A 24,774-nucleotide genomic window follows, 5' to 3' on the forward strand; every position below is an offset into this window, starting at 1 on the left:
GTTGCTCAACATGGGCACGTTCGCAAGGTAGCGAAAGTGCCCGATGCGGTGGTTGCGTCGTTAACGGCTCTCGCGCTTCAGCGGTTGTTACGTGCTTGCTTGAGGCGCCATTTAGGCATCGCCGATGTGAGATGTCCGGTGGCTGCGCGGCTGGATGCGGAAGCTTGCCTTGCTTGTGCTCGCTTGGATTGTGTTTGTTGGACCCGCCGTTTATGGATGCGGTGCTGGTGCTCAATTCGCTGCTGACTCAGACGTTGGTTCTGAGTGACCGAGCCGCCGGCTTCCCCATGAGTGGCCACCGCATCGGAAGCTGAGTCTGTGGTGCCGTCCGTACGGGAGCCAGCCGCCGCATCGATCACCGGGATCGCGCCCGTGGACGGGTTCGCGCTGCGGGCCTCACGCCGCAAGATGGACGGGATGCGGCGGCGAGGCAAGCGGATTTCCGTGGGGCCCGGCAAGTATAGGTTGTACTTCTGGGCCAGAATCACCAGGATTCCGACGCTGAACATCGCAACGAACATGCCCCAGTCGGAGAGCTTGAGGTAGAAAAACAGCAGCATCTGTACCGAACCGAACAGCGAGGCCGTCGCGTACAGCGGGGAGCGCCTGAACACGGTCGGGACCTGACCGACCATGAAGTCGCGGATCATGCCGCCACCCACCGCCGTCATGACGCCCATCAAAAGCGACGGTAACCAATCCAAGCCGGCGGAGAGCGCTTTGAGGGTTCCGGTGGCCGACCACGCACCCAATGCGAGGCCGTCCAGCAGAGTGAGTGTGCGCGTCGTCCACTTGCCGTTGAGCGGCATGAGGAACGCGATGAACGCACCTAGGATCGCGGCCGGCAGATACCACGGGTTGGTGGTTGCGACGGGTGGGCCTTGGTCGATCATGAGGTCGCGGACAATGCCGCCGCCGAGCGCGGTGACGATCGCCATGACGACGAAACCGACGGGGTCAAAGTTCAGTCGCCGAGCAATCACCCCGCCCATGATCCCGTTGATGACAAGCGCGATGATATCGACGGTCAAGAAAACTTCTGGCCGTGCAAATTCCACGTCGCCATAGCCCTTTCGTCCGCAGAAATAACTGCCCTGAGCATATGCCCTGGGGCGGTGCGATGCTTCCGAAAGTGTAGTAGCCGGTTAGCTTGTGTCATTTTTTGTCATCGGGATTACGCGATTTGCGTGAGGTGCCGGGTATGGCTTTATGCTGAATCCGTATCCATCCAGAGCGGCCGAGAGATCTGGCTCGTAGACGCCGCAGCAACCATCCCGATGGATTCCCTAGCAGGAATCGTGAGGGAAAGGTGCTCCCGCCAGAAGACGATGGCGCAGCATTTCAGGGCTGCGGGAAAGGGTTAGCATGTCGTCTGAAAAACCTATTCTTCTCAACGCTTTTGCGATGAACACGATTGGTCACCAGTCCCCAGGCCTGTGGAAGCACCCTGAGGACACGTCGCGGGATTACAACAAGCTTTCTCACTGGGTTGAGCTTGCGCAGATCCTCGAAGAGGGCCGTTTTGCCGCCCTGTTCATCGCCGATGTGATGGGTGTCTATGACGCCTATCAGAACTCTCCAGAGACCGCGCTGCGTTCGGGCGCCCAGATCCCGTTGGCTGATCCGGCGGTCATCGTTTCGGCTATGGCGGCGGCGACCAAGAACCTCGGTTTCGGCGTGACAGCTGGCACCGCTTACGAGCACCCGGTTGGCTTGGCCCGCCGCTTGGCGAGCTTGGACCACTACACTGGCGGCCGCGTCGGCTGGAACGTTGTGACTGGCTACCTTGAGTCTGCGGCGAAGAACTTTGGCCAGACGCGCCAGATGGAGCACGACGAACGCTACGATCACGCGGACGAGTACATCGACGTTGTTTACAAGCTGTTGGAGGGTTCGTGGGAGGACGATGCGGTTGTTGCTGACCGCGAATCCGGCCTGTTTGTGGACCCGGACAAGGTGCACGAGATCGAGCACGAAGGTCAGTGGTTCAACGTTCCGGGCATCGCGATCACGGAGCCTTCCCGCCAGCGCACGCCGGTGATTTTCCAGGCTGGTGCGTCGTCTCGCGGTATGGCTTTCGCGGGTAAGCACGCTGAGGCTGTGTTTCTTTCGCAGGCGACCAAGGAAGGTCTGGCCAAGACGGTTAAGAAGATCCGCGAGGCTACCGTTGCGGCCGGCCGTAACGCTGATGACGTCAAGATTTTCGCGATGATTACCCCTGTTGTGGGTAAGACGAACGAGGAAGCGTGGGAGAAGTTCCGCGAATATCAGTCGTACGCGGATGAGCAGGGCGCGTTGGCGCTGCTGGCGGGCTGGACGGGCATCGACTTGTCTGAATACCCGTTGGACGCGGTGATTGGTGAGGACGTGGAGTCCAACGCGATCCAGTCTGCTGTGAGCATGTTCCAGGCGGCTTCGGGTGATTCCGATAAGCCGTGGAATGTGGGCCAGCTGGCTCGCTACATCGGTGTGGGTGGCTTCGGTCCGGTTGCCGTGGGTACCGGCCGCGAGATTGCCGAGCAGTTCCAGGAATGGGTCCGCGACACCGGTGTGGACGGCTTTAACGTCGCTTACGCGGTCAAGCCGGGCACATTCCGCGACGTCGTTGACTATGTGATTCCGGAGCTTGAAGCCCTGGGTGTCTATCCGACCGCAGAAGAGTTCGCCGAGGACACGGTCGCGTGGGACGCGGACCGTCCTGTTGAGGATCAGACCGGCTCTTCTTTGCGTCACGCTTTGTTCGGTCGTGGCGACCGTCTGCCGGAGAACCACCCGGGTGCGGCGGTGCGTCGCGGTAAGTGAAAGAATCCTTTCACCTATTGACTATGCTTTGGGGACACATGAAGATGTGAACTATGTAGGCATGTTGTGTGCCTTATGACCAGGGTAGGGAAATAAGACATGAAGGAAACGCGAGGTTGCGACGCTAGACGAGTGTGTCAGCGCGCGCCTCGCGTTTCTTTTGCTGTTAAAGCGGGCCTGGGATTCAAGGTGGGCATCGGCTTCGCGGTGTTCGGTGTTGCGTGTGCGTATCCGGTGCTGAACACTCAAGCCGTCGATGCGGCACACGCGGTAGTTGCGGTTGCTTCGACTAACGCTGTGGGCACGGATTCTGTTGTTACGGTTGAGGGTTCGGCTGAACGAGCGTCCGAACGCTCGGACCGTAATTCGAGCTCACCAGCGGCTTCATTGGGTCCGACACCAACGGTGACACCGCCAGCGAATCCATCGCCGTCCGAGACCGCGCCCTCTGGCACTGCACCAGCGGAACCGGCGCCAACGACAACGACGCCAACGTCTTCGGAACCATCAACTTCGGACCCAAGGACCCCGAACCCTACGCAACCAGGCCCTACGGACCCGAGCGCTACGAACCCGAGTCCGACGCATCCAAGCCCTACGGCACCGAGTGAGGGGCTCACGCCGACGGGTGAGCCGCTCCCGGGTGACCTGCCCACGGCATCGCCGAGCGACAGTGGCCAGTCGAGCGAAAAGGCAATCGTATCTGAGACGCCGATCGACGCCCCGGCACACGCAACCACTGTTGATACGCAACCAAGCAAAATCCACGGCGGGCCGGGGATGGCCACACCTCAAGGCGTCAAACCGGCCCCAGTGAAGCGTGCCCCTGTGAAGCTGCGCGAAGTCCCGAACGAGACTCCGCCGACAAGCGGCACTCCTACGAGCACCAAGATGCACGTGATCTACAAAGTCGAGAAAGCCCCTGAACCGACGTTAGGCACCGTGAACGTTGAACCTGTAGCGGACGTTAACGAGACCGCTAAAGGCATCGGCACTGCGGTTGGCGGTGGGATCGCGCTGTTCGCGATCGCTCTGTGGGGTCTGTTGCGCGGCCGGAAAATCTAACCAGATAAGGCTTTTTAACAAGCGAAGGTGTGGGCACCAGGTTGATGCCCACACCTTCGCTGTATTCGATGGATGCGCTAGGTTACTCAGCGCATCGGCTTAGCCGAAGTAGCGCTCCATGGTTTTGCCCCAGCCTTCGCGAACCTCGTCGAGGGTCGCGGAGAACTCGCCCTGAACCTCGATAGCGTTCGACGACGCATCGACCACACCAAGGCGAACGTGCGCGAAGCCGCGTGCCGCAGCCATAGCGGTGAAACGTTCCTCTTCGGAACGTGGCAAGCACACGAGTGCGCGAGCCTGCGACTCGGAGAACAGAGCGGTGAACGTATCGATGCCGTCACGCTGCTTGAGCTCATCCAGGTTGACACGCACGCCAACGCCGTAGCGCATCGACATCTCAACCAGGCCGGCAGCGAGGCCGCCTTCGGAGAGGTCGTGTGCGGCATCGAACATGCCGTCGCGGGAACCAGAAACCAGGAGCTGGCCGAGCGTGCGCTCGGCGTCCAAATCAACCTTCGGAGGAAGGCCGCCGAGGTGGTCACGCATCGCAGCGAATTCGGAGCCGTCCAGCTCATCGCGGGTCACGCCGAGCAGGTAGACGGCGTTGCCGTCGTGCTCTTCACGCCAACCGGAAACGGTGCGTGCCGTGACGTCGTCAAAGCGACCCATGACACCCACTACAGGGGTCGGGTGGATCGGGGTCTCACCGGTCTGGTTGTAGAGCGAAACGTTACCGCCAGTGACCGGAACCTGCAGCTCGAGGCATGCATCCGAAAGGCCCTCAATCGCCTGAACCAGCTGCCACATCACGTTCGGGTCCTCAGGGGAACCGAAGTTCAAGCAGTCGGTCACGGCCATCGGGGTAGCGCCCGAGGTCGCGACGTTGCGGTACGCCTCAGCCAAAGCCAGCTGAGCGCCAGCGTACGGATCAAGGTAGGCGTAGCGGCCGTTCGCGTCGGTTGCGAAACCAACACCCATGCCGGTGTTCTCGTCAACGCGAATCACGCCGGCATCGTCAGGGGACGCCATTGCCGTGTTACCGCCAACGTTGGCGTCGAACTGCTGGGTGACCCACGACTTATCGCACAGGTTAGGGCGCGCCATGAGCTCAAGCATCGCCTGCTTGAGGTCCTCGCCCTGTTCCGGCAGGTTCTTACCGGCCTCGGAGGAGCGGAACGTGTCAGCCTGCAGCGCGTCCTGGTAGTCAGGGCGAGCGTATGGACGGTCGTATTCAGGGCCCTCTTCAGCGGCGGTCTGCGGATCGATGTCCACGATGACCTCGCCGTTCCAGGTGATGATGAGGCGTGGTTCCTCGGTGATCTCACCGATCCAGGAGTATTCGACACCGTAGTGTTCCAGGACCTTCTCGAACGCTTCAGCGTTCTCGGGGGTCACCACGGCCATCATGCGTTCCTGAGATTCAGACATCAGGATTTCGGATGGGTTGAGGCTTGGGTCGCGCAACAGCACGTCCTTGAGCTCAACGTTCATGCCCACGCCACCGTTGGAGGCGAGCTCGCTGGTTGCGCAGGAAATACCTGCCGCGCCGAGGTCCTGGATCGCGACGACGAGCTCTTCACGGAACAAGTCAAGGCAGCATTCGATGAGGACCTTCTCAGCGAACGGGTCGCCCACCTGAACGGCAGGGCGCTTGGATGGCTTGTCTTCTTCGAAGGAAGCGGAAGCCAGAACCGAGGTGCCGCCGATGCCGTCGCCGCCGGTGCGCGCACCGAACAGGACCACACGGTTGCCTTCGCCCTTAGCGTTCGCGAGGTGGATGTCCTCGTGACGCATCACGCCCACAGCGAGCGCGTTGACGAGCGGATTGCCCTGGTAGACGGGGTCGAACACGGTTTCGCCGCCGATGTTCGGCAGGCCGAGCGAGTTACCGTAGCCGCCGATGCCGGCCACGGCGCCGTGTACGACGCGGGCGGTGTCTGGGTGGTCGATCGCGCCGAAACGCAGCGGGTCCATGACCGCTACGGGGCGGGCACCCATCGAGATGATGTCGCGAACAATACCGCCGATGCCGGTAGCGGCACCCTGGTACGGCTCAACGTAGGACGGCGAGTTGTGGGACTCGATCTTGAAGGTTACGGCCCAGCCGTCACCGAGGTCGGTCACGCCAGCGTTCTGGCCCATACCGACCAGGGTGTGCTTCTTCATCTCGTCGTCGACCTTCTTACCGAAGGAACGGAGGTGAATCTTCGACGACTTGTAGGAAGCGTGCTCCGACCACATCACGGAGTAGATCGCGAGCTCGGAATCCGTTGGGCGGCGGCCGAGGATCTTCTTGATGTCCTCGTATTCGTTTTCCTTGAGCCCCAGTTCAGCCCACGGCTGTTCGACGTTTGGGGTGGATTCGGCGTCAGCGACGGTGTCAAGGATGAAGTCTTGGGTGGTCACTTGGCGTCCTCCACGAAGTTGCTAATCAAGGAAGTGAACACGGTCAGGCCGTCACGGCCGCGGCCGTCGTCGGGACCAAAGCCCAGCTCAACTGCGTGCTCTGGGTGAGGCATCAGACCAACCACGTTGCCGGCTTCGTTTGTGATGCCAGCGATGCTGCGGCGGGAGCCGTTCGGGTTCCAGCCTTCGTAGCGGAACACCACGCGACCCTCGGCTTCGAGCATGTCGAGGGTCTTTTCGTCAGCGACGTACTGGCCGTCCTGGTTCTTCAGCGGGTAGACCACGCTCTGGTTCTTCTCGTACAGGCGGGTCCACTTGGTCTCGTTGTTTTCGATGGTCAGCGGCTGATCGCGGCGAATGAACTTGAGGTGATCGTTCTTGATCATCGAACCTGGAAGCAGGTGAGCTTCCGTGAGGACCTGGAAACCGTTGCAGATGCCGAGCACTGGGAGCTTATCGTCCGAGTTCGCGGCGTCGATGATGCTGTCCATGACCGGCGCGAAACGAGCGATAGCGCCCGGGCGCAGGTAGTCGCCGTAGGAGAACCCGCCGGCGATCACAACAGCCTGAACATCCTTGAGGTCGCCATCCGCGTGCCACAGGTTCACTGGCTCGCCACCGGCCAAGCGCACCGCACGGCACGCATCGCGGTCATCGAGCGTTCCAGGGAACGTGACAACGCCGATCTTGACACCCGAGTTCGGGTAGGTGTCCACGGAGTTATCAACCAAGAAAGGGAAATCGGTGGTGCGGGGCATTACTGACCGTCCTCAACCACAGCCACGTTGACAACGTCTTCGATGACCGGGTTGGACAGCAGGGTCTCAGCGGCTTCGCGAGCTGCAGCCAAGGTATCTTCGGTCACTTCGCCGTCCACGGTCAGTTCAAAGCGCTTGCCCTGACGGACTCCGCTGAACTGGGTGAAACCGAGGCGAGGGAATGCACCGAGAATTGCTTTACCCTGCGGGTCCAGAATCTCGGGCTTGGGCATGACGTCAACGACGATCCGGGCCATGTTGTGGGATCTCCTGAGGTGGCAGTTTTTTGTCGCGAGCACACGAAAGTGGTGCTGGCGCACTTGCCTCTCTATCTTATCCGTTTACGTCCACGCGTGGGATGTGATGCGTCTAGATGATGCCTTGGTTGAGCATCGCGGTTGCTACGCGGCTGAAACCGGCAACGTTCGCGCCGAAAACATAGTCCCCACCGCGGCCGTACTTATCGGCGGATTCGAGGCAGGTTTCGTGGATGTTCTCCATGATCTCGGTGAGGCGCTGGACGGTGTAGTCGAATGTCCAGGAGTCACGGGACGCGTTCTGTTGCATCTCGAGCGCGGAGGTCGCAACGCCACCGGCGTTAGCTGCCTTGCCTGGGCCGAAGAGGACCTTCGCGTCGCGGAATGCTGCCACCGCATCGGGGGTCGATGGCATGTTTGCGCCTTCGGACACGGCCTTGACGCCGTTGCGGATCAAGGTGTGGGCGTCTCGGCCGTTGAGTTCGTTCTGGGTTGCGCATGGCAGTGCGACGTCGGTCGGCAGGTCCCAGATTGAGCCGTCGGTGACTACGCGGGCGCCGTTGCCGCGGCGTTCTGCGTAGTCAGCGATGCGGCCGCGCTCGACTTCCTTGACCTGCTTGATGAGCTCGAGGTCGATCCCGTTCGGGTCGTAAACGTAGCCGGAGGAGTCGGAGCACGCCTGCACGGTCGCGCCGAGCATCTGGGCTTTTTGCATAGCGTAGATCGCGACGTTGCCAGAACCGGACACGGTGACTTTGGCGCCGTCGAAGGATTCGCCGCGGGTCTTGAGCATGGATTCCGCGAAGATCACGGCACCGTAGCCGGTCGCTTCGGTGCGGGCACGCGAGCCACCCCACAGCAGGGATTTACCGGTGAGGACGCCGGATTCGTAGGCGTTGGTGATGCGGCGGTACTGGCCGAACATGTAGCCGATTTCGCGTGCGCCCACGCCGATGTCACCTGCAGGGACGTCGGTGTACTGGCCGATGTGGGAGGCAAGTTCGGTCATGAACGACTGGCAGAAACGCATGATTTCCGCATCGGATTTGCCGTGCGGGTCAAAGTCGGAGCCGCCCTTACCGCCGCCGATTGGCATGCCAGTCAGCGAGTTTTTGAAGATCTGCTCGAAGCCGAGGAACTTGATGATGCCGATGTTGACGGACGGGTGGAAACGCAGGCCGCCCTTGTACGGGCCGAGGGCGGAGTTGTACTGAACGCGGAAGCCGCGGTTGATCTGAACCTGGCCGTTGTCGTCAACCCACGGGACGCGGAAGATGATCTGGCGTTCTGGTTCGCACAGGCGCTGCATGATCCCGTACTCCATGAGTTCGGGGTGCTTCTTCACGACTGGGCCGAGCGAATCGAAGACTTCTGCAACTGCTTGGTGGAACTCTGGTTCGCCAGGGTTGCGTCGAAGTACGTCAGCGTATGCATCCTCAAGCTGTGGTTCCACAGTTCCTCCTGAAATCGTCTTGCAGGTCTCCAGTGTAGAAAAATTTGTTGCCGGGCCGGTTTTTTATTTCATAACGGCTGGCAATGTGAAGAGTCAGGTCGATGTGTCTAGGCGATGTATCTAGGTGGCGGCTGGGACTTGTGGGTGGCGGATTCCGGGGTGAGTTTTAGGGATCGAGCCGAACAGCATCCAGCCGGACGCGATGAGGCTCACGGCGAAGAGTGGGTAGCTGAGCAGTACGTGCGCCACGGAGAGCCCGATGACGTGGCCGGTGGCCCAGAAGTAGCCGAGCACGATGACGCGGACGCCGTATTGAGCTACCCAGAACCAGGATGCTCGGTTGTAGGCGCGCAGGATGACAGGGTCTTTGCGCCAGGTTGTTTTGGTTCCGAGGATCGCGCCGAGCACGATCCCGAGGAACGGCCACCGGACCATGATGGAGGCCATCCATGCGAGCATCGAGGCGGCATTGGAGAGGAGCCGGAGCAGGAAGAAGTCCACGGCGTTGCCGGTGTAGACAGCGACGGCGGCTGACGCTACGACGGCGAGGAGCCCGAAGATCACTGAGGTCAGTTTGCGCCGCTGGTAGAGCGCGAGGCCCGCGATGATGAGCCCGGAGAGGGTTGCCGCGGCACCGCCGATGACGACGTTGTTGTTGCTGAGCATCCAAGCGATCACGAATACGACGGGCGGGATGGTCGCTTCGATCGCTGGTCGCGCGCCGCCGAGCAGCTCGAGGAGGGATTCGGACTTAGCGTTAGCCTCCGGCGTAGCGTGCTCTCCGCGCTCATGTGGTGTGGCCATAGGCGCTAGTCTAGATTCCGACCATCGTGTGTTCTGGCTCATATCGCACGCGATGGGGAAGGTGAGGTTTCATGGCCAAGGCAACTCCGGCATCGGACGCAACTGTTTCCACCGGTGCAGTTGTTTCCGCGGAAGCAATTGAAGCGCTCAACGTGGCGATGAGCGGCAGCATCGCGACGGATGAGGCGACGTTGCGTGCGTATTCGATTGACCGTTCGGGTGTTGAGCCGGATGGTGTTCCGGTTGCGGTGGTGTGGCCGGAGGATACGGAGCAGGTTCAGGCCGCGGTGCAGTGGGCGCGTGAGCATGGCGTGAGTGTGGTTCCGCGGGGCGCGGGCACGGGGCTTGCGGGGTCGGCGACGGCGGGCTCGGGTTCGCTTGTGGTGTGCCTTGAGCGGATGAATAAGGTTCTGGAGGTTTCGGCGGATGACCGCTTGGCGGTGGTTCAGCCGGGCATCTTGAACGATGAACTCAACGCTGTTCTGCATGAGGATGGCTTATGGTGGCCTCCGGATCCGGCGTCGAAGGCGATTTCCACGGTGGGTGGCAACATCGCGGCGAACGCTGGCGGGTTTTTGTGCGCTAAGTATGGCGTGACGCAGCAGTGGGTTTTGGGGCTCACGGTGGTTTTAGCGGATGGCCGTGTGGTGTCGATGGGGCGCCGCACCGTCAAGGGTGTTTCAGGTTATGACATCACGTCGATGCTGATCGGTTCCGAAGGCACGTTGGGGATCATCGTTGAGTGTGTTTTGAAGGTGCGTCCCTTGCAGTCGGCCGAGCGCGCGACTTTGGTTGCGGTGTGTGATTCCGCTGTCGATGCGGCGGCCGCTGCGAGCGCCGTGACGGCGGCGAACCTTCAGCCGGCGATGATGGAGCTTCTGGACGAGGTCACTTCGGCCGCTGTGGTGGGGCACTTGGTCGCTACAGATGAGACGTTTGTGGACCCGACTGAGGGCAAGCCGGCGTCGTTGCTTTTGGTTCAGACGGATGGCTTGGGTGCCGCCGCGGAGTTGGCTCAGGTGCACGATGCGGTGGCTGGTTTCGCCCGGCATGTTCGGGTTGCGCAGAGCGATGCCGAGACCGAAGCGCTGATCGGTATGCGGCGTGCTGTTTTCCCTGCGATTGAACGCATGGGCGGAAGCGTTTTGGTTGAGGACATCGCTGTTCCGCGGACGCGGATGGCGGAGGCGTTCACGCGGATGCGCGAGATCGAACGCAAGTATGGGGTCACGTTGCCGAGCGCGGCTCACGCAGGTGATGGCAACATGCATCCGGTGTTCGTGTTCGAGCCGGTCGCGGGCGAGACGGGGCTGGACGCGGTTCCGGCTCACGTGTGGGAAGCTGCCGATGAGGTTTTCACTGTTGCGCTGGAGATGGGCGGAACGCTCACCGGAGAACACGGTGTGGGCTTGCTGAAGAAGCGTTTCCTCCCGGAAGAGCTCGGCGAGGATCAGACGGAACTTCAACAACAGTTGCGGAAGGTTTTCGATCCGGAAGGGATCATGAACCCCGGCAAGGTCCTCGACTAGCCCGCGGCCTGTGGTGCGGTGCGGAGTCTGCGGAGCGGCACTAGCCGCCGCCAGCTAGCCCGCGGCCGCGCGGAACGAGCCGGCGGCCGCGCGGATCTCGGCGACAGCATCGAGCCCCCGCTGGCGCAGCTTCTGCGAGCGTTCGGAGAACCCGCGTTGCCGCTCAACGTATTCGGCCTTGCCGTCCGGGGTTTCGATCCGGATGGGTTCGAAGCCCCAGTCGCTCAAATCATACGGGGAGGCCTGCATGTCCATGATGCGGGTGTCCCACGCGAGCTCGAAAGCGTCCATGATCAGCCCAGAATCCACGAGCGGCGCGAGCTTGTACAGCCACTTATAGACGTCCATTCCGGCATGCAAGCAGCCTGGTTGTTCAAGCGCAACCTGCTTCTCACGCGTAGGTGTGAACTGATTCAACCCGCGAGCCTGCTGCGCATAAAACCGGAACGCGTCGAAATGCGTGCAACGGATCTGGTGGGTTTCAACCACCTCATCCGTGCCCGTGGAACCTAGCCGCAGAGGAACATGGTCGTGACGAACACCGTTCTCTTCGGACTTATACGCCATAGCCCACTCGTGCAGCCCAAAGCACGAAAAGCTACCCGGCTTCGCCGCAACCGAACTGAAGATCGTGTCAGCGAAGTCCACCATCCGCTCCCGCGCCCCCACGAACTCCGCGGCATCCACCGTGACGCCCGGAGTCCCGCGGCCATCGGCATCCTCAACCACCGTATAAAAGCGCCATCCAGACCGCTCAGCAACCGCATCGTCCCCTAACAACACCACCCCGGGGCCGGCGTGCCAGCGCTCCAGCTGTGCCGGCGGGAACGAGTAATACGTGAACAAGAAGTCATAAATCGGGTGGGCTTCTTGCCGCGCTCGCCGTTGCCGGAACGGTTCCGTGTACGCGCGGGCGCGTTCGGTGTGGGCCCGTGCTTGGGCACGCCACTGGTCCGGTGAAAGCAAGATGGGCATACATCCATTGTGGACGATGCGGGCGATGCGGCGGTACGGCGGATGCAGCCGATGCGTTGGCGCGGCCGATTGGGCCGCGCCTCACCGATCCTCAACCGAGGCTCAACCGATGACGTTCGCCGGGCCGATCCTGCGTAGACTCTTGAGTTGGTATCAGTTGTTGCAAACCGTTGGTTTGCGGTTCTCAGGAGCACCATTGTCGTTTTTGCCTCCGACGGCTCCCGCTGAGTTGCGGGCCGCGCTTGAATCCACCGAAACACGTACTGAGAAGGATTCGCTCGGTACACGCGAAGTCCCGGCAGAGGTGCTGTGGGGTATTTCCACGCTCCGTGCCGTAGAAAACTTCCCGATCACGGGCCGCACCGTTGGGCAGATCCGCGAGCTCGTGTGGGCGCTAGGCGCCGTGAAGCTTGCCGCTGCGCGTGCGAACCATGAGCTGGGCCGGCTTGATGACGCCCGTTGCCAGGCGATTGAGGCCGCGGCGCAAGAGGTCATGGACGGTAAGTGGGATTCACAGTTTGTGATCGACCGGGTCCAGGGTGGCGCCGGAACCTCAACCAACATGAACGCGAACGAGGTCATCGCGCACCGTGCGCAGCAGATCATCGGTGACGATTCGATCGAGATCAACCCGATCGACCACGTCAACGCCGCCCAGTCCACCAACGACGTCTACCCGTCTGCGCTCAAGCTCGCTCTGCATTGGGCGATGCGCGGGCTCATTGACGAGGTCGCGCTGCTTGCCGATTCCTTCGGTAAGAAGGCGATGGAGTTCGCGGAGATCACCAAGATTGGCCGCACCCAGCTTCAGGATGCGGTGCCGATGACGTTGGGCCAGGAGTTCGGTGCGTTCGCTGACGCGATGCGTGAAGACGTCGTGATGCTGCGGAACTTCATCCCGCACCTGCTGGAACTCAACTTGGGCGCTACCGCGATCGGTACCGGGATCACGGCGCCGGTCGGCTACCGGGAGCTCGTGCTCAAGCACCTCCAGCAGATCACCCAGAACAACGTGATCGGCGCCCGCAACCTTGTTGAGGCGACCTCGGACACGGGCGTTTTCGTGCTCGTTTCCGGCGGCCTCAAGCGCACCGCTATCAAGCTCTCCAAGATCTGCAACGACCTGCGTTTGCTCTCGTCCGGCCCGCAGGCTGGCCTCAACGAGATCAACCTGCCGCCGATGCAGGCCGGGTCTTCGATCATGCCGGGCAAGGTCAACCCTGTGATCCCGGAGGTCGTCAACCAGGTCGCGTTCCGCGTTGTTGGCGCTGATACGACGGTTGCGATGGCGGTAGAGGGCGGCCAGATGCAGCTTAACGCTTTCGAGCCCGTGATGGCGGATGTTCTGTTCGATGCGATCGAGTCCCTGCGCGCAGCATGCGCGACGTTGCGGTTGCGTTGCGTTGACGGGATCGAAGCGAACGAGGATGTGCTTTCGCGGCGGGTCGCCGAATCCGTGTCGGTTGTGACTGCGCTTTCGCCGCTGATTGGTTATGCACGCTCCGCCGACCTCATGAAGCAGGCGCTCGAAGAGAACGTATCCATCATCGACCTCGCCGTCCAAGAAGGCGTGCTCGATGAAGCCACGATCCGCCGCGCGATTGCCGACGCGACCGGCCACACCCAAACCGTGGAATAGAGGTAAAACAGCTTCCCACTTAACTTCCCACTCAACATAACACTGTGGGAAGTTAAGTGGGAAGTAAGTGGGAAGCTTGGTCGCGACGGATTTTGCCTGAGTGCTATGTCTTGATCCGGTAGCGCTGTCGAGGGCTTCTCAGCGGTTCAGTGCGCTCGACGATACCTTCCGCGATGAGTTCGTTCACTGCATTTTGAACTGCTGTGCGGCTCAGTTTTGTGCTCTTGACGAGCTCGGCTGTGGAAGCAGAGGCTTGACCCTTTAACGCGGTGAGTACTTGGTCAAAGGCGCTTGCATAGCGTTCTTTATCTGCCACTCGCCGTCGATGGAAAACAATGGTGAAGCTGTCTAGCCGGTTGATGTACTCAGGCGGCGGCATGAGGGCGTCGGCGAGCGAACGTTGAATGACAGCGATGCCCGTGCCCCTGTTTTCAGCCACGACACCTGCCCCGCCACCATCGTCGTGAAACTTTACGTCCTCGAGGAACGAAGAGAGGCGTTGGTTTCGAGTTGAGCTGACCCCTGGCTTCCCTAGGTTCCCTACGGTAACGCCTCCATAAAGCCCTCCCGGACTCGTGATTTCCAAGCGATCAACGAACATGTTGATTTGTACCTGGCTACCTTGCGCGTGAGGTGAGTAATCGCGGTGCATGAGGGCATTCACGAGAGCTTCGCGTACCGCAATAGGAGGGTAGTCAGGCAAATCCGAACGGTACTTTTCGCCGATCAGAGCGGCAGTACGCATGTTGCTTTTGACGATTTGGATTCCTTCGTCAACGAGCTCAGGGATGGTGCCTGTAAGGGTTTTGCTGTCCAGGAGTCGAATCCCCTCGGTAACAGAGCCCTTCGTAGTTCCTGGGAAGCTCGCGAATGTCACCGTGAGACGCGGAAAAAACTCCTGCGGGTATTCGCCCATAACAAGAAGGGATGCCAGCGTTGGGTGTCCGTCCTTGAGAATTCGCAGGCGTTTCATTGCTGCTTCAGTGCCGTCGTTAAACGTTTTGGGGCGACGCTCGCGCTGGACGGTCATGTAGGCATTCACGGTGTCTGAATGCAGGTCATCAAGTTGTGCTTCTGTTACGGGCTGTTCGTCCCATTTGGGTTGGACTCGCTCCTCGATGAGACGATCGACCTCGTATTGCGTGAGTCGGACGTCACCGTCGCCAACCCGTATATAGCTACCGCCGTATTTTCCCTGGGCAGTGACGTAACAAGGTTTGGCCTCGGAAGTCATTTCATTGACTTCCGCTACAACAACTAAGGAGTCCTCAAAGGGAACTATGTTGATGAGTGGGCGTACAGGAGGAGTGGTTTGGGCGCATTGGGTCTCCAGCGCATCCTGAGCCTTCGTGGCATCGAAGCCTTTTACAGGTAGGAAGCCGTTTGACTCATCGAGTCCCAGAATGATGAGGCCGCCGTTGGCGTTCGCGAATGCGCTGAGGGTTTCGCGGATTGACTTGCCCGCATTGCTTTTGACCTCGGTTGGCTGGTTGTCTGTTCCTATCAACCGCAGTGTGTGGACGATTGACTGTAAACGTTCGGTGTCCATGGAGTGCTCACTTACTTCCCACTTAACTTCCCACTCAACATAACACTGTGGGAAGTAAGTGGGAAGTTAAGTGGGAAGCTGTCAAGAGTGTGGGTGGGAGCCGAGCGCGCCTAGCGGCAGGGCGCTTAGCGTCCCGTGCCGCCGTAGACCGTGGCCTCCTGCTCGGTGTCCAGGCCGAATGCGGTGTGGATCGCCTCGACAGCCTTCGCGAGCTTGTCTTCGTGGGTCACGATCGAGATGCGGATCTCAGAAGTCGAGATCAGGTCAACGTTGATGCCTGCCTCATGCAGGGCGCGGAAGAACGTCGCAGAAACACCAGCGTTAGAGCGCATCGCAGCGCCAACCAGCGAGACCTTACCGATCTTGTTGTCCTGCTCGATATCCTCAAAACCGATCTCGGCCTGAGCCTCGCGCAGCGCAGCAACCACGCGGTCAGCCTGAGCCTTAGGCACGGTGAACGTGATGTCAGTCTTACCGGAACCCGCCGTGGAAACGTTCTGAACAATCATGTCCACGTTCGTGTCCGCCTGAGCGATGACCTCGAAAATATGGGCGGCCTTACCCGGGATATCCGGGACGCCAATAACGGTGACCTTCCCCTCGGAGAGGTCGTGAGCTACGCCGGCAACGATCGGTTGTTCCAATGGTTCCCCCTCCGGGAGTTCAATCTTGTCTGAAGCGTCAGGGACAATCCACGTCCCCTCATTGTGGCTAAACGACGAACGCACATGAATCGGGATCCCGAAACGACGCGCATACTCGACGCAACGCAAATGCAGAATCTTCGAACCGTGCGCCGCAAGCTCCAACATCTCTTCGCTCGAGAGCGTATCGAGCTTACGTGCATGATGAACCACGCGCGGATCAGCCGTGAAAACACCGTCCACATCCGTGTAAATCTCGCACACATCGGCATCCAAAGCCGCCGCGAGCGCAACCGCAGTCGTGTCAGAACCGCCGCGGCCCATCGTCGTAATGTTCTTCGAATCCTTCGACATGCCCTGGAAGCCGGCCACAATCGCGACCGAACCGAGCTCAACCGCGCGGCGCACGCGCGCAGGGGAGACCTCGACGATGCGGGCGGAGCCATGCAACGCGTCAGTAATCATGCCCGCTTGTGAACCTGTGAACGAAACAGCCTTGCCGCCTGCGGCTTCAATTGCCATCGCGAGCAGAGCCATCGACATGCGTTCCCCGGCAGACAACAACATGTCCATCTCGCGAGCGGGAGCCTTGTCCGTAATTTCGGCCGCTAAATCCAACAGCTCATCAGTGGTGTCACCCATCGCAGAAACAACAACCACAACGTCGTTGCCGGCGTTGCGGGTTTCCAGCACACGGGCGGCGACTCGCTTAATGCCGGCGGCATCCGCAACGGAGGAGCCACCGTATTTCTGCACGATCAGAGCCATGAGCGCCTTTCGCTAGGTCGATGGGGTGGCCGGCAGAAGCGGCAACGCCCCATGGGAAGTGTCTGTTTTAGCCTACGGTGCGGTTGTATGGCGAACACAATAAGTGACGCCCAATGCCACATAAGTTGTGTGACCTAGTCGGTATGGCGCGGTGGTTGGCAGTCTCTCTGGGCATCAGAGAGCATCCCTGGCCCTGTTGTTTACCTGATCTTTGATTATCATCTGTGGTGTGGAACACTTCAAAGGTGATTTCTTCCACTGGAATCAGGTTGACGGTGCCTTATGCGCGGCTATTCTGATTTCAATCGAAACAACAAGACAGGGGCGGGACCACGATGAGCAACAAGGAAGAGCTTCCGCAGCCATTCGGCTTGGAAATCAAAGCTTGCCGGCTCGACGGGCGAAACGTTGCTGGGCAACTCACGTTCGACGCCCCCTCTGAGCGCGTATCCATCCAAGTCGCGAGCCTGCACCATCGCTCAGACCACGTCCTGGTGACAGACACCAACGGCCAAAGCTACATGCTGGACCGCGACCAAGTCGTGTACGCGACCCGTCTGCAAGCCGATCAGCACCTCTTCCACATCCTCGCCGCGCTCAACAGCATCCAAGACGAACTCGAACGCGACTGAGCTGATTACACGGTTGAGCTAGTTACGCGGCCGAGCCCATGCCGTTCGGTTAGTCGATGAGCGAGCGGCGCCCCTCAAGCGCGCGACCGAGCGTGACTTCGTCCGCGTATTCGAGGTCCCCACCCACTGGCAGTCCGGATGCGAGCCGGGACACCTTCACGCCGATGCTCCGCAAGATCCGCACCAGATAGGTTGCGGTGGCTTCGCCCTCGAGGTTCGGGTCGGTTGCGATGATGAGCTCCTGGATCGCATCGTCCGAAAGCCTGGTTAGAAGTTCTTTGATGTGCAGCTGATCCGGGCCGATGCCCGCCATCGGATCGATTGCGCCGCCGAGCACGTGGTACCGGCCGCGGAACGCGCGTGTCCGCTCGATCACCATGACGTCCTTGGATTCCTCAACGACACAAATGATGCTGCCGTCCCGGTTAGGGTCGCGGCAGATCGCGCACTTTTCGTCTTCGGTGATGTTGAAGCACACTTCGCAGAACGACACTTTGTCCTTAACGACGCGGATGGCATCCGCGAGCCGGCTCATATCGTCTTTATCCGCTTCCAGGATGTGGAACGCGATGCGCTGAGCAGACTTGGGGCCAATGCCGGGTAGACGCCCGAGCTCGTCGATGAGGTCTTGGACGGCGCCTTCGTACACGGTGCACTCTCCTGACGGTTACGGTGAGGCGGATCAGCGACGGTGGGGTAGCGGATTGCCTTCGAGGTCTGTTTCTTCGATGAGTTTCGCGTTGAGTATGTTCTCGAACGCGGCCCGGCCGAACGCGACCGAGTTTTCGAGGTGCTCGTCATCCTCGCTCGGAACAAAGTCGTAGTCGTCGACCGGCTCTGGTTCCACGGGTGCGGGAACGCTTGATGCTGGCGCGCCCCAACCTGAACTGGTGCCTTGGCTCGAGTTATTACTCTGGGCGAGCAACTGTTGGTAGCGGCTGAGCTTCGCCCCGACTGGCCTGGCAGGAGGCGCCGCAGGGGTCGATGGGGTCGATGGGGTTGGCGCCGCAGTGGGTGATGGCGCGGCCGGTGTCGGTGACGCAGCCGCCGACGGGGCAACAGGCGTTGGGGACGGAGCGGCAGGCGCTGAGCCTGGCACCGGAGCTGCGGGCGCGTCGGGCTGCTGCGGCGTCGTTGCCGCGCGCGGAGCTGGAGTTGTAGGCCCGGCCGGCTTCTCGGGCTGAGGTTCCGGCTCCCCGAAGTTCGGCTCGCTGGCCTCGGGCTCTGGTTCCGGTTGTTCCTCGTATTCCGGCTCTGCATCATCCAGCTCTGCATCATCGGGCTCTACGGAGTCCGGTTCTGCGTATTCTGGTTCTGGATATTCCGGCTGTCCGGGTGCCTCGTAGTGTGGTTCCTTCGCGGCCGGAAGGTCGTTCCGGCCGTCAGCTTTTGGGCCGGCATCGCCGCCTTCAGCGACGTCGATGTCCGGTGTCACTCCTATCACGGCGCTGATGGAGGCCTTGAGTGTTTCGGCGGCATCGGCACGGTTCCGGAACGCGTTCATCGGCCCGGGGTTGCTGAACCCGAGCGTGAGCGTCTTTCCGTCGTAGCCGGCAATGGAGACGTCCTGCTGCAGGATCGACCACACGAACCTGCGGTTCTGCTTAACGTTCTCGAGAATCTGCGGCCAGGCCCTGCGGAACATCTCCACCGAGCCAGCGGCGCCCGCTGCGGGACGCTCAGCCTGCGGTTCTTGTGCAGGTGTGGGAACCGATGCTGGTTCCTCAGCAGGTTTCGGTGCTGGATTCGCTTCTTGCGTCGGCTCTGGAGCAGGCTTTTGCGCCGGAGCAGGTTCCGGTTTTGCCGCTGGTTCCTTAGATGGTTCCCGAGCCGGTTCCTGGGTTGGTTCCGGGGCAGGTTTGAACTCCGGCACTGGCGCTGCCGGTACACGCTCCTCGGCAGGAGATGGTTCTTCAGAGGCTCGAGGTGCCGCTGGGATCTGAGGTGCCGCTGGCGCGGCCGGAACGGCTGCCGCAGTAGGCGCGGCGGGCACACCTGGGGCGGCGGGTGCGGAGTTGCGCAACGCAGCACGCGCGGCGGCAACACCGCGCTCGCCGGCCGGCACATCAGGTTGCGCTGCATTGCTGTCAGGCGTCTTCGTGTCCGGTGCTGACTTGGTATTTGGCGCAGGCGCAGGGGACGCGCTACCGGCCTCCATCGGGCCGCCGCTGAAGCTCAAGTGGCGTTCAACCCGGTCCATGCGGGCGGCGAGGCCGCGGTCGGTGTCATCGGTGGACGGCAAAAGCAGGCGGGCGCACAGCAGTTCGAGGTGCAGACGGGGGCTCGTCGCGCCGGTCATCTCGGTGAGGGCAGCGTTAGTGATGTCACCCCAGCGGGACAGCTCAGCGGGACCCAGGCCCGATGCTTGGGCCGCCATGCGCTGGATCTGGTCTTCGGGAACGCCGTGCAAAACATCGGCCGCGTTTTCGGGGATAGCGCGCACCAGGATGAGGTCACGGAAGCGCTCTAGGAGGTCTTCGACGAAACGGCGAGGATCCTGACCGGACTGGATCACGCGGTCCACGGCCGCGAACACGGAAGCGGAATCGTGCGCAGCCAACGCATCAACCACATCGTCCAATAACTCACCGTGAGTGAAGCCAAGCAGAGCGACCGCGAGGTCGTAGGAGACACCGTCGTCCCCTGAACCGGCCATGAGCTGATCCAGGACAGAGAGCGTGTCGCGGGCGGAACCGCCGCCCGCGCGGACCACGAGCGGGACCACACCTGGGGCGATCGAAACATGCTCAACGTCAGCGAGGTGCTGCACGTATTCGGTCATCGGCTCAGGCGGGATCAGCCGGAACGGATAGTGGTGGGTACGCGAACGGATAGTGCCGATGACCTTCTCGGGTTCGGTCGTCGCGAAAATGAACTTGATGTGCTCAGGCGGCTCTTCAACGATCTTGAGCAGCGCGTTGAATCCGGCTGAGGTCACCATGTGAGCCTCGTCGATGATGAAGATCTTGTAGCGGTCACGCGCTGGGGCAAAGGACGCGCGTTCGCGGAGCTCGCGGGCGTCGTCAACACCGCCGTGGGAGGCGGCGTCGATCTCGATGACATCGAGGGAACCGGACCCTCCGGTGGCGAGGTCGCGGCATGACGGGCATTCACCGCACGGATGCGCGGTAGGGCCCTGTTCGCAGTTTAGGCAGCGAGCGAGGATGCGGGCCGACGTTGTTTTACCGCAGCCGCGGGGTCCGGAGAACAGGTACGCGTGGTTGACACGGTTCTTATCCAAAGCCACTTGGAGTGGTTTGGTCACGTGATCTTGCCCGATGACGTCTTCAAACGTGTCGGGTCTAAACCGGCGGTATAGGGCTGTGCTCACCCCTCCAGCCTACCCAGATACGGCAGGGGACCCATAGCGGCTGATTCGTGATCGTGGGTGGATATTCGTTCTAAGCAAACAAACAGGATAGTTCCTAGACATGCACGGGGAAGTGTGGAAGTGTCACAGGTAGAAGACCTCGGGGAATCACCCCGGTCTCAGCGTGAAAGGAGTATCCCATGAGCTTGGGAGACAAGTTGGAAAACGCTAAGGACAAGGTAGTCGGCACCGTCAAGGACAAGGTCGGCGAACTGCGCGACGACAAGGGCCAGCAGGCTGAAGGCAAGGCTCAGGACGCTAAGGGCCAGGCCGGCGACGCTGTTGAGGACGTCAAGGACAAGTTCAAGTAAGCCTTGCGTCACATAGATTTCAACGGTAGTCGCAAGCTACGAGTGTTCGGCTAGCTGACTACTGGAATACGTGCGAGGGGTTCATGGTGATGACCACCGTGAGCCCCTCGTCCATTTAATGGGTCTGACCCATTTAACAGGTCTATAGCAGGTCTGCCTGGTTGAAGCGTTAAAGTAGCGACCCCTCACGCACCTGCCAGAGCCCACTTACCCTTGCTGCCTTCCGGCCCTGGGGGAGTTCAGCGAGATAACACCACGTGAGGGGTCGCGTAACAGTCTAACTGAGAGGTCAATGGGACGCGAATCAGGCGAGATTCTGGCGTCGATTGGCTCTTAAACGTTTAGTTCGCTAAAGTATGTAAAGCCTTGTTCACGTTTCGGCTTGAACGGGTATCCGAGGAGGATTCGCCTAGCGGCCTATGGCGCACGCCTGGAACGCGTGTTGGGTTCACGCCCTCGGGGGTTCAAATCCCCCATCCTCCGCTTGTGTAATGTGTCGGGACATCGTTCATACGATGTCCCGACATTTTTTATGTCCTGGGGTGGTGATGTGTCGCGTCATCGTTCCGCTTTTTCTGGTGATGTGTCAGGACATCGTTCCGCTTTTTGGGTTGGTAGTTTTTGGTGGGGTCGATGGTGTATTCGCCGATGATTTCACCTGTTGTTTTGTTGATAGCGAGGGCCTGGGGGCCGTTGACGAGCAGGATGATGCGTTGTCTGTTGTGGGCGTGGCCGATGCCGAGGTGGCGGAGTTTTCCGGCGTAGCGGAGGGTGATTTTGCCGTGGCCGTCTACGCGGTCGGTGCGGACTCGCCAGCAGCTGTTGCCGAGTGTGATGGTGGGTTCGTCTTTGGGTGTGGCGGTGTAGGCCTGGTGGGGTGTGCGCCTGTTGATGGCTCGGTGTTTTCGTTGGGTGTTATAGAGGGTCTGGAAGTCGTGGAGTTGTCGTTGTAGGTCTTGGTGGGTTTGGGCTGGTGGTTGGGCTTTGAGCCATGTTTTCAAGGTGCGGTGGAAACGTTCGATTTTTCCTTGGGTGGTGGGTTTTCCGGGGCGGCCGTTCTTTTGTTCGATGTTGAGATCGGCGAGGAGTTGTTCGAAGGGGTTGGGTTGTTTATTGGTGGTGCGGCCTCCGGCTAGGCGTGTGGTGTAAACGAGGCCGTTATCGGTCAGGGTTGCTGCGGGTAGGCCGTGCTGGTCGGTGGCTTCTAGGAAGGTGTTGACTACGATGTGGCCGGTGATTCTGGGGTGGACGCTGATGTGGGTGAGGTAGCGGGAGTGGTCATCGAGCCAGGAGATGATTTCGGTGTCGGTGCCATCGGCTAACGGCCAGTGTGTGAAGTCGGACTGCCAGAGGCTGTTGGGGGCTGGGGCTTGGAATCGTTGCCATGAGGATCGGGGTCGTTTTTGTGGTTGGGGTTGGATTGTCCCGGCTGTTTTCAGGATCCGGAAGATGGTGCTGGTTGAGGGGCGAGTCTGCTCGGGTAGCAGGTCATAGATCGTTTCAGCACCAGCGTCTAGGCCGTCTCGAAGGAGTTGGTGGCGTAGCGCGAGGATAGTTTCGCGTAGTTTTTCTGGTGTCTGGTTGGGGTTGGTGTGCGGGCGTTTGGAGTGTGGGTGGAGTGCTTCAAGCCCGCCGATACGGAAGCGTTTGAGCAAGGTCCTGATCCAACGGGTGCTGACACCAAAATGTGCGGCTGCGTCTTTAACGCTCATCCCACCGTCAGTGATGGCTAGCACGATCGCTCTGTTGCGTGTGTATGTCATACCTCAGCATGCCGACTCACCCCACCTTATGCGGAACGATGTCGTGACAGACGGGTGAACGATGTCGTGACAGATGGTTGGCAGGGTGTCGTGGCACATCTGTGAGTGGGTTGGGGTGGTTAGGGGTGAACGATGTCGTGAAACCAAACACCCCATCCTCCGCTTGCACCCCCGGGATTATTGAGATTCCGGGGGTTTCCGCTTTAACCCGCGGGTTTCCAGATGGCGGTCATCGCGACGATCCGTCGTGTCAAAGCCCGTGCCGCCGCGCCGAACCAGCGATTTTTGTAGCAATTTAGCGAAAATTTGCCGCTATCCGTTCTTTAGGTTGTTTTTTGGCATATCGTGTTTCCAGGAGTAATCCCGATTACATTCGCCAAACTTAGAGGAGTGGATCATGGCGGAACAGAACATTCCGCAACCGCCGCAGCAGCCGGGCGGCGGGCAGCAGCCACAGAATAATCAGTACGGCGGCTACCCACAGCAAGGCGGCTACCCACAGCAGGGTGGTTACCCTCAGCAGGGCGGCTATCAGCAAGGTGGTCCTCAGCAGGCGCCTAAGCCGAGCCCGTTCCAGGGAATCTCGAAGGACGTCTACAAGAAGCTCGGCGTTGTGCTGGGTGTCGGTGTTGGTGCGGCGGTCGTTTCCGCGTTGATCTTCGGTTTCCTCTTCTGGGCCGTCTACGACGAAAACACGTCTTTCGGCGGGTACAGCGTCCCGGACTTCATGCGTGCGAACTTCTTCTCGTTCATGCATTTGCCGGCGGCGGGTTTCCGTAACGCGCTCCACTACGGTGGTAGCACTCTGGCTATCATCCCGCTCTCGATCTCGGTTCTCACCTTGCTTGCGATGTGGTTCTTCGGACGCAAGTTGCGCGTCACCACGCTGGTTTCGAACTGGATCGCTAAGCTCGTGATCGCCGCCGCTTCCGGCCTGGTGTTCTGGGGCGTTCTGGTTATTCTTTCCGCGATCTTCGCGTGGGCACCTGGCCATGGTAGTGGCGCGTGGGCCGGCTCGTTCGGCGGCGCTGTGTACACGCTCGTGACTGTGGGTGGTCTTGTGTGGTTCTTGCTCTCTCCGAAGGGCATCCCGGACAAGCTCAATATTGGCGTTGGCGTGCGTTTGCTGCTTGAACACCTCGCTTTCGCTGGCGTGTTCGCGCTTATCTTGGGCCTCATCGGCGTCCTAGCAGCAGGAGAGTTCGCTCCTAAGGGCATGCTTTTCGTCAGCATCCTTGCGGGCGTGCCGAACGTGATCTTCAGCTTCTTCAACACGATCTACCTTGGTTCGCTGTCCAACGGCTACGCGAGCGCATTCGGATACAGCACGTATCAGTGGTGGGAAGTGCTCATTGGCGTTATCGTTTCGATCATCGCGCTGGTGATTTTCGCTATCCGCTGGGCTGCACGCGGCCAGGCCGTAGCGCCAATGCACGCGATGTGGCGCTTGCCTGCCATCTACGCGGCAGCTGGCCTGTTCATGCTGTTCGCTCTGTACACGGGTAAGAATGCCGGCATGTCTGCCGGCCTTGGCCTCGCCGGCTGGAACTTCATGTTGTTGGCCGTGGTCGGTGCGATCATCGAGGTTCTGGCTCGTTTCGTTGTCCCGGCGTCGATGGGCTTCCTGCCGGGTACGCTGCTCAGCTGGATCAACGTTGGTATCCCGGAAGGCCCACAGAACTTCCAGCAGTTGGGACAGGTTGCGCACCAGCGCCGCCAGGAGTCGCAGGCTCGCATGCAGCAGATGCAACAGCAGATGCAGCAGCAGGGTCAGCAGTACCCGCAGCAGAACCCTTACGGTTATGGCCAGCAGGGTGGTCAGGCTCCGATGCCTCCGCAGCAGGGTCAGCCAGGTCAGTTTGGTCAGCCTCAGCAGGGTGGTCAGGCGCCGATGCCACCGCAGGGCGGTCAGGCTCCGATGCCTCCGCAGCAGGGTGGCCAGGCGCCACAGCCTCCACAGAACGGCCAGGGCGGCCAGCCGCAGAACCCAAACGGTCAGAACTAGTCATGGTTGATTGACCTTTCGCGTGGGCCTCAGCATCGATGGTG

At 60.7% G+C, this 24,774-nt stretch carries 19 protein-coding genes, 1 tRNA gene, 1 other RNA gene and 1 riboswitch; of the genes, 8 read left to right on the top strand and 13 right to left on the bottom strand.

Annotation, left to right across the window (positions count from 1 at the left end):
• Positions 1 to 77: 77 nt before the first annotated feature.
• Positions 78 to 1,058 (bottom strand): TRIC cation channel family protein, encoded by a 981-nt coding sequence (locus tag JOD50_RS05175; RefSeq protein WP_204880673.1) that lies wholly within the window; start codon positions 1,056 to 1,058, stop codon positions 78 to 80.
• 163 nt (positions 1,059 to 1,221) lie between these two features.
• Positions 1,222 to 1,335, top strand: a riboswitch (SAM riboswitch).
• 30 nt (positions 1,336 to 1,365) lie between these two features.
• Between JOD50_RS05175 and JOD50_RS05180 the strand changes: the two genes are divergently transcribed.
• Together JOD50_RS05180 and JOD50_RS05185 are read left to right on the top strand one after the other, a co-directional pair.
• The gene (locus tag JOD50_RS05180) at positions 1,366 to 2,802 is read left to right on the top strand and encodes an LLM class flavin-dependent oxidoreductase (protein WP_204880674.1); all 1,437 of its coding nucleotides are present in this window, start codon (positions 1,366 to 1,368) and stop codon (positions 2,800 to 2,802) included.
• A 99-nt stretch (positions 2,803 to 2,901) separates the two neighbouring features.
• Entirely contained in the window at positions 2,902 to 3,867 is a 966-nt protein-coding gene (locus JOD50_RS05185) for a hypothetical protein (RefSeq protein ID WP_204880675.1), read from the top strand.
• 99 nt (positions 3,868 to 3,966) lie between these two features.
• Here the strand turns inward: JOD50_RS05185 and purL are convergent, their stop codons facing one another.
• The 5 genes from purL to JOD50_RS05210 all read right to left on the bottom strand — a co-directional run bounded on the left by purL (position 3,967) and on the right by JOD50_RS05210 (position 9,545).
• The gene (purL, locus tag JOD50_RS05190) at positions 3,967 to 6,273 is read right to left on the bottom strand and encodes a phosphoribosylformylglycinamidine synthase subunit PurL (protein WP_204880676.1); all 2,307 of its coding nucleotides are present in this window, start codon (positions 6,271 to 6,273) and stop codon (positions 3,967 to 3,969) included.
• Positions 6,270 to 7,031 (bottom strand): phosphoribosylformylglycinamidine synthase subunit PurQ, encoded by a 762-nt coding sequence (gene purQ, locus JOD50_RS05195; RefSeq protein WP_204880677.1) that lies wholly within the window; start codon positions 7,029 to 7,031, stop codon positions 6,270 to 6,272. The genes purL and purQ overlap by 4 nt, the downstream gene beginning before the upstream one ends.
• Positions 7,031 to 7,288 carry a phosphoribosylformylglycinamidine synthase subunit PurS gene (gene purS, locus JOD50_RS05200; RefSeq protein ID WP_204880678.1) on the bottom strand — a complete coding sequence of 86 codons (258 nt, stop codon included), beginning with the start codon at positions 7,286 to 7,288 and terminating at the stop codon, positions 7,031 to 7,033. Before purS ends, purQ begins: the two co-directional genes overlap by 1 nt.
• 112 nt (positions 7,289 to 7,400) lie before the next feature.
• Positions 7,401 to 8,741, bottom strand: coding sequence for an NADP-specific glutamate dehydrogenase (gene gdhA, locus JOD50_RS05205; RefSeq protein WP_204880679.1), 1,341 nt, complete (start codon positions 8,739 to 8,741; stop codon positions 7,401 to 7,403).
• Positions 8,742 to 8,861: 120 nt separating this feature from the next.
• Positions 8,862 to 9,545 carry a DUF3159 domain-containing protein gene (locus JOD50_RS05210; protein ID WP_204880680.1) on the bottom strand — a complete coding sequence of 228 codons (684 nt, stop codon included), beginning with the start codon at positions 9,543 to 9,545 and terminating at the stop codon, positions 8,862 to 8,864.
• 71 nt (positions 9,546 to 9,616) lie between these two features.
• Here JOD50_RS05210 and JOD50_RS05215 point away from each other — a divergent pair, with 71 nt between their 5' ends.
• The gene (locus JOD50_RS05215) at positions 9,617 to 11,074 is read left to right on the top strand and encodes an FAD-binding oxidoreductase (protein ID WP_204880681.1); all 1,458 of its coding nucleotides are present in this window, start codon (positions 9,617 to 9,619) and stop codon (positions 11,072 to 11,074) included.
• 54 nt (positions 11,075 to 11,128) lie between these two features.
• On the opposite strand, the gene JOD50_RS05220 is transcribed toward JOD50_RS05215, so the two are convergent.
• The gene (locus tag JOD50_RS05220) at positions 11,129 to 12,049 is read right to left on the bottom strand and encodes a 3-methyladenine DNA glycosylase (protein WP_204880682.1); all 921 of its coding nucleotides are present in this window, start codon (positions 12,047 to 12,049) and stop codon (positions 11,129 to 11,131) included.
• 196 nt (positions 12,050 to 12,245) lie between these two features.
• Here JOD50_RS05220 and JOD50_RS05225 point away from each other — a divergent pair, with 196 nt between their 5' ends.
• Positions 12,246 to 13,688, top strand: a complete 1,443-nt coding sequence (locus JOD50_RS05225) for an aspartate ammonia-lyase (protein WP_239541531.1) — start codon at positions 12,246 to 12,248, stop codon at positions 13,686 to 13,688.
• A 103-nt stretch (positions 13,689 to 13,791) separates the two neighbouring features.
• Here the strand turns inward: JOD50_RS05225 and JOD50_RS05230 are convergent, their stop codons facing one another.
• On the bottom strand, positions 13,792 to 15,237 hold the full coding sequence (locus JOD50_RS05230; protein WP_239541532.1) for an ATP-binding protein: 1,446 nt from the start codon (positions 15,235 to 15,237) through the stop codon (positions 13,792 to 13,794).
• A gap of 125 nt (positions 15,238 to 15,362) precedes the next feature.
• Positions 15,363 to 16,649 carry an aspartate kinase gene (locus JOD50_RS05235; protein ID WP_204880684.1) on the bottom strand — a complete coding sequence of 429 codons (1,287 nt, stop codon included), beginning with the start codon at positions 16,647 to 16,649 and terminating at the stop codon, positions 15,363 to 15,365.
• A gap of 335 nt (positions 16,650 to 16,984) precedes the next feature.
• Between JOD50_RS05235 and JOD50_RS05240 the strand changes: the two genes are divergently transcribed.
• Positions 16,985 to 17,281 (top strand): hypothetical protein, encoded by a 297-nt coding sequence (locus JOD50_RS05240; RefSeq protein WP_204880685.1) that lies wholly within the window; start codon positions 16,985 to 16,987, stop codon positions 17,279 to 17,281.
• A gap of 49 nt (positions 17,282 to 17,330) precedes the next feature.
• Here JOD50_RS05240 and recR read toward each other — a convergent pair whose 3' ends face one another.
• Positions 17,331 to 17,930, bottom strand: a complete 600-nt coding sequence (gene recR, locus JOD50_RS05245) for a recombination mediator RecR (protein WP_204880686.1) — start codon at positions 17,928 to 17,930, stop codon at positions 17,331 to 17,333.
• 33 nt (positions 17,931 to 17,963) lie between these two features.
• Positions 17,964 to 20,612, bottom strand: coding sequence for a DNA polymerase III subunit gamma and tau (locus tag JOD50_RS05250; protein WP_204880687.1), 2,649 nt, complete (start codon positions 20,610 to 20,612; stop codon positions 17,964 to 17,966).
• A gap of 179 nt (positions 20,613 to 20,791) precedes the next feature.
• Between JOD50_RS05250 and JOD50_RS05255 the strand changes: the two genes are divergently transcribed.
• On the top strand, positions 20,792 to 20,962 hold the full coding sequence (locus JOD50_RS05255) for a CsbD family protein (protein ID WP_204880688.1): 171 nt from the start codon (positions 20,792 to 20,794) through the stop codon (positions 20,960 to 20,962).
• A gap of 173 nt (positions 20,963 to 21,135) precedes the next feature.
• Here the strand turns inward: JOD50_RS05255 and ffs are convergent.
• Positions 21,136 to 21,232: signal recognition particle sRNA small type (gene ffs, locus JOD50_RS05260), an RNA gene on the bottom strand.
• A gap of 128 nt (positions 21,233 to 21,360) precedes the next feature.
• Between ffs and JOD50_RS05265 the strand changes: the two genes are divergently transcribed.
• Positions 21,361 to 21,445, top strand: a tRNA-Ser gene (locus tag JOD50_RS05265).
• Positions 21,446 to 21,492: 47 nt separating this feature from the next.
• Here the strand turns inward: JOD50_RS05265 and JOD50_RS05270 are convergent.
• Entirely contained in the window at positions 21,493 to 22,725 is a 1,233-nt protein-coding gene (locus JOD50_RS05270) for an IS481 family transposase (protein WP_239541533.1), read from the bottom strand.
• Positions 22,726 to 23,122: 397 nt separating this feature from the next.
• Here JOD50_RS05270 and JOD50_RS05275 point away from each other — a divergent pair, with 397 nt between their 5' ends.
• Complete coding sequence (locus tag JOD50_RS05275) at positions 23,123 to 24,730, top strand: proline-rich domain-containing protein (RefSeq protein WP_204880689.1); 1,608 nt, start codon at positions 23,123 to 23,125, stop codon at positions 24,728 to 24,730.
• Positions 24,731 to 24,774: the final 44 nt, after the last annotated feature.

It is taken from the genome of Pseudoglutamicibacter cumminsii (assembly GCF_016907775.1).
In the GTDB taxonomy this organism is placed as follows: domain Bacteria; phylum Actinomycetota; class Actinomycetes; order Actinomycetales; family Micrococcaceae; genus Pseudoglutamicibacter; species Pseudoglutamicibacter cumminsii.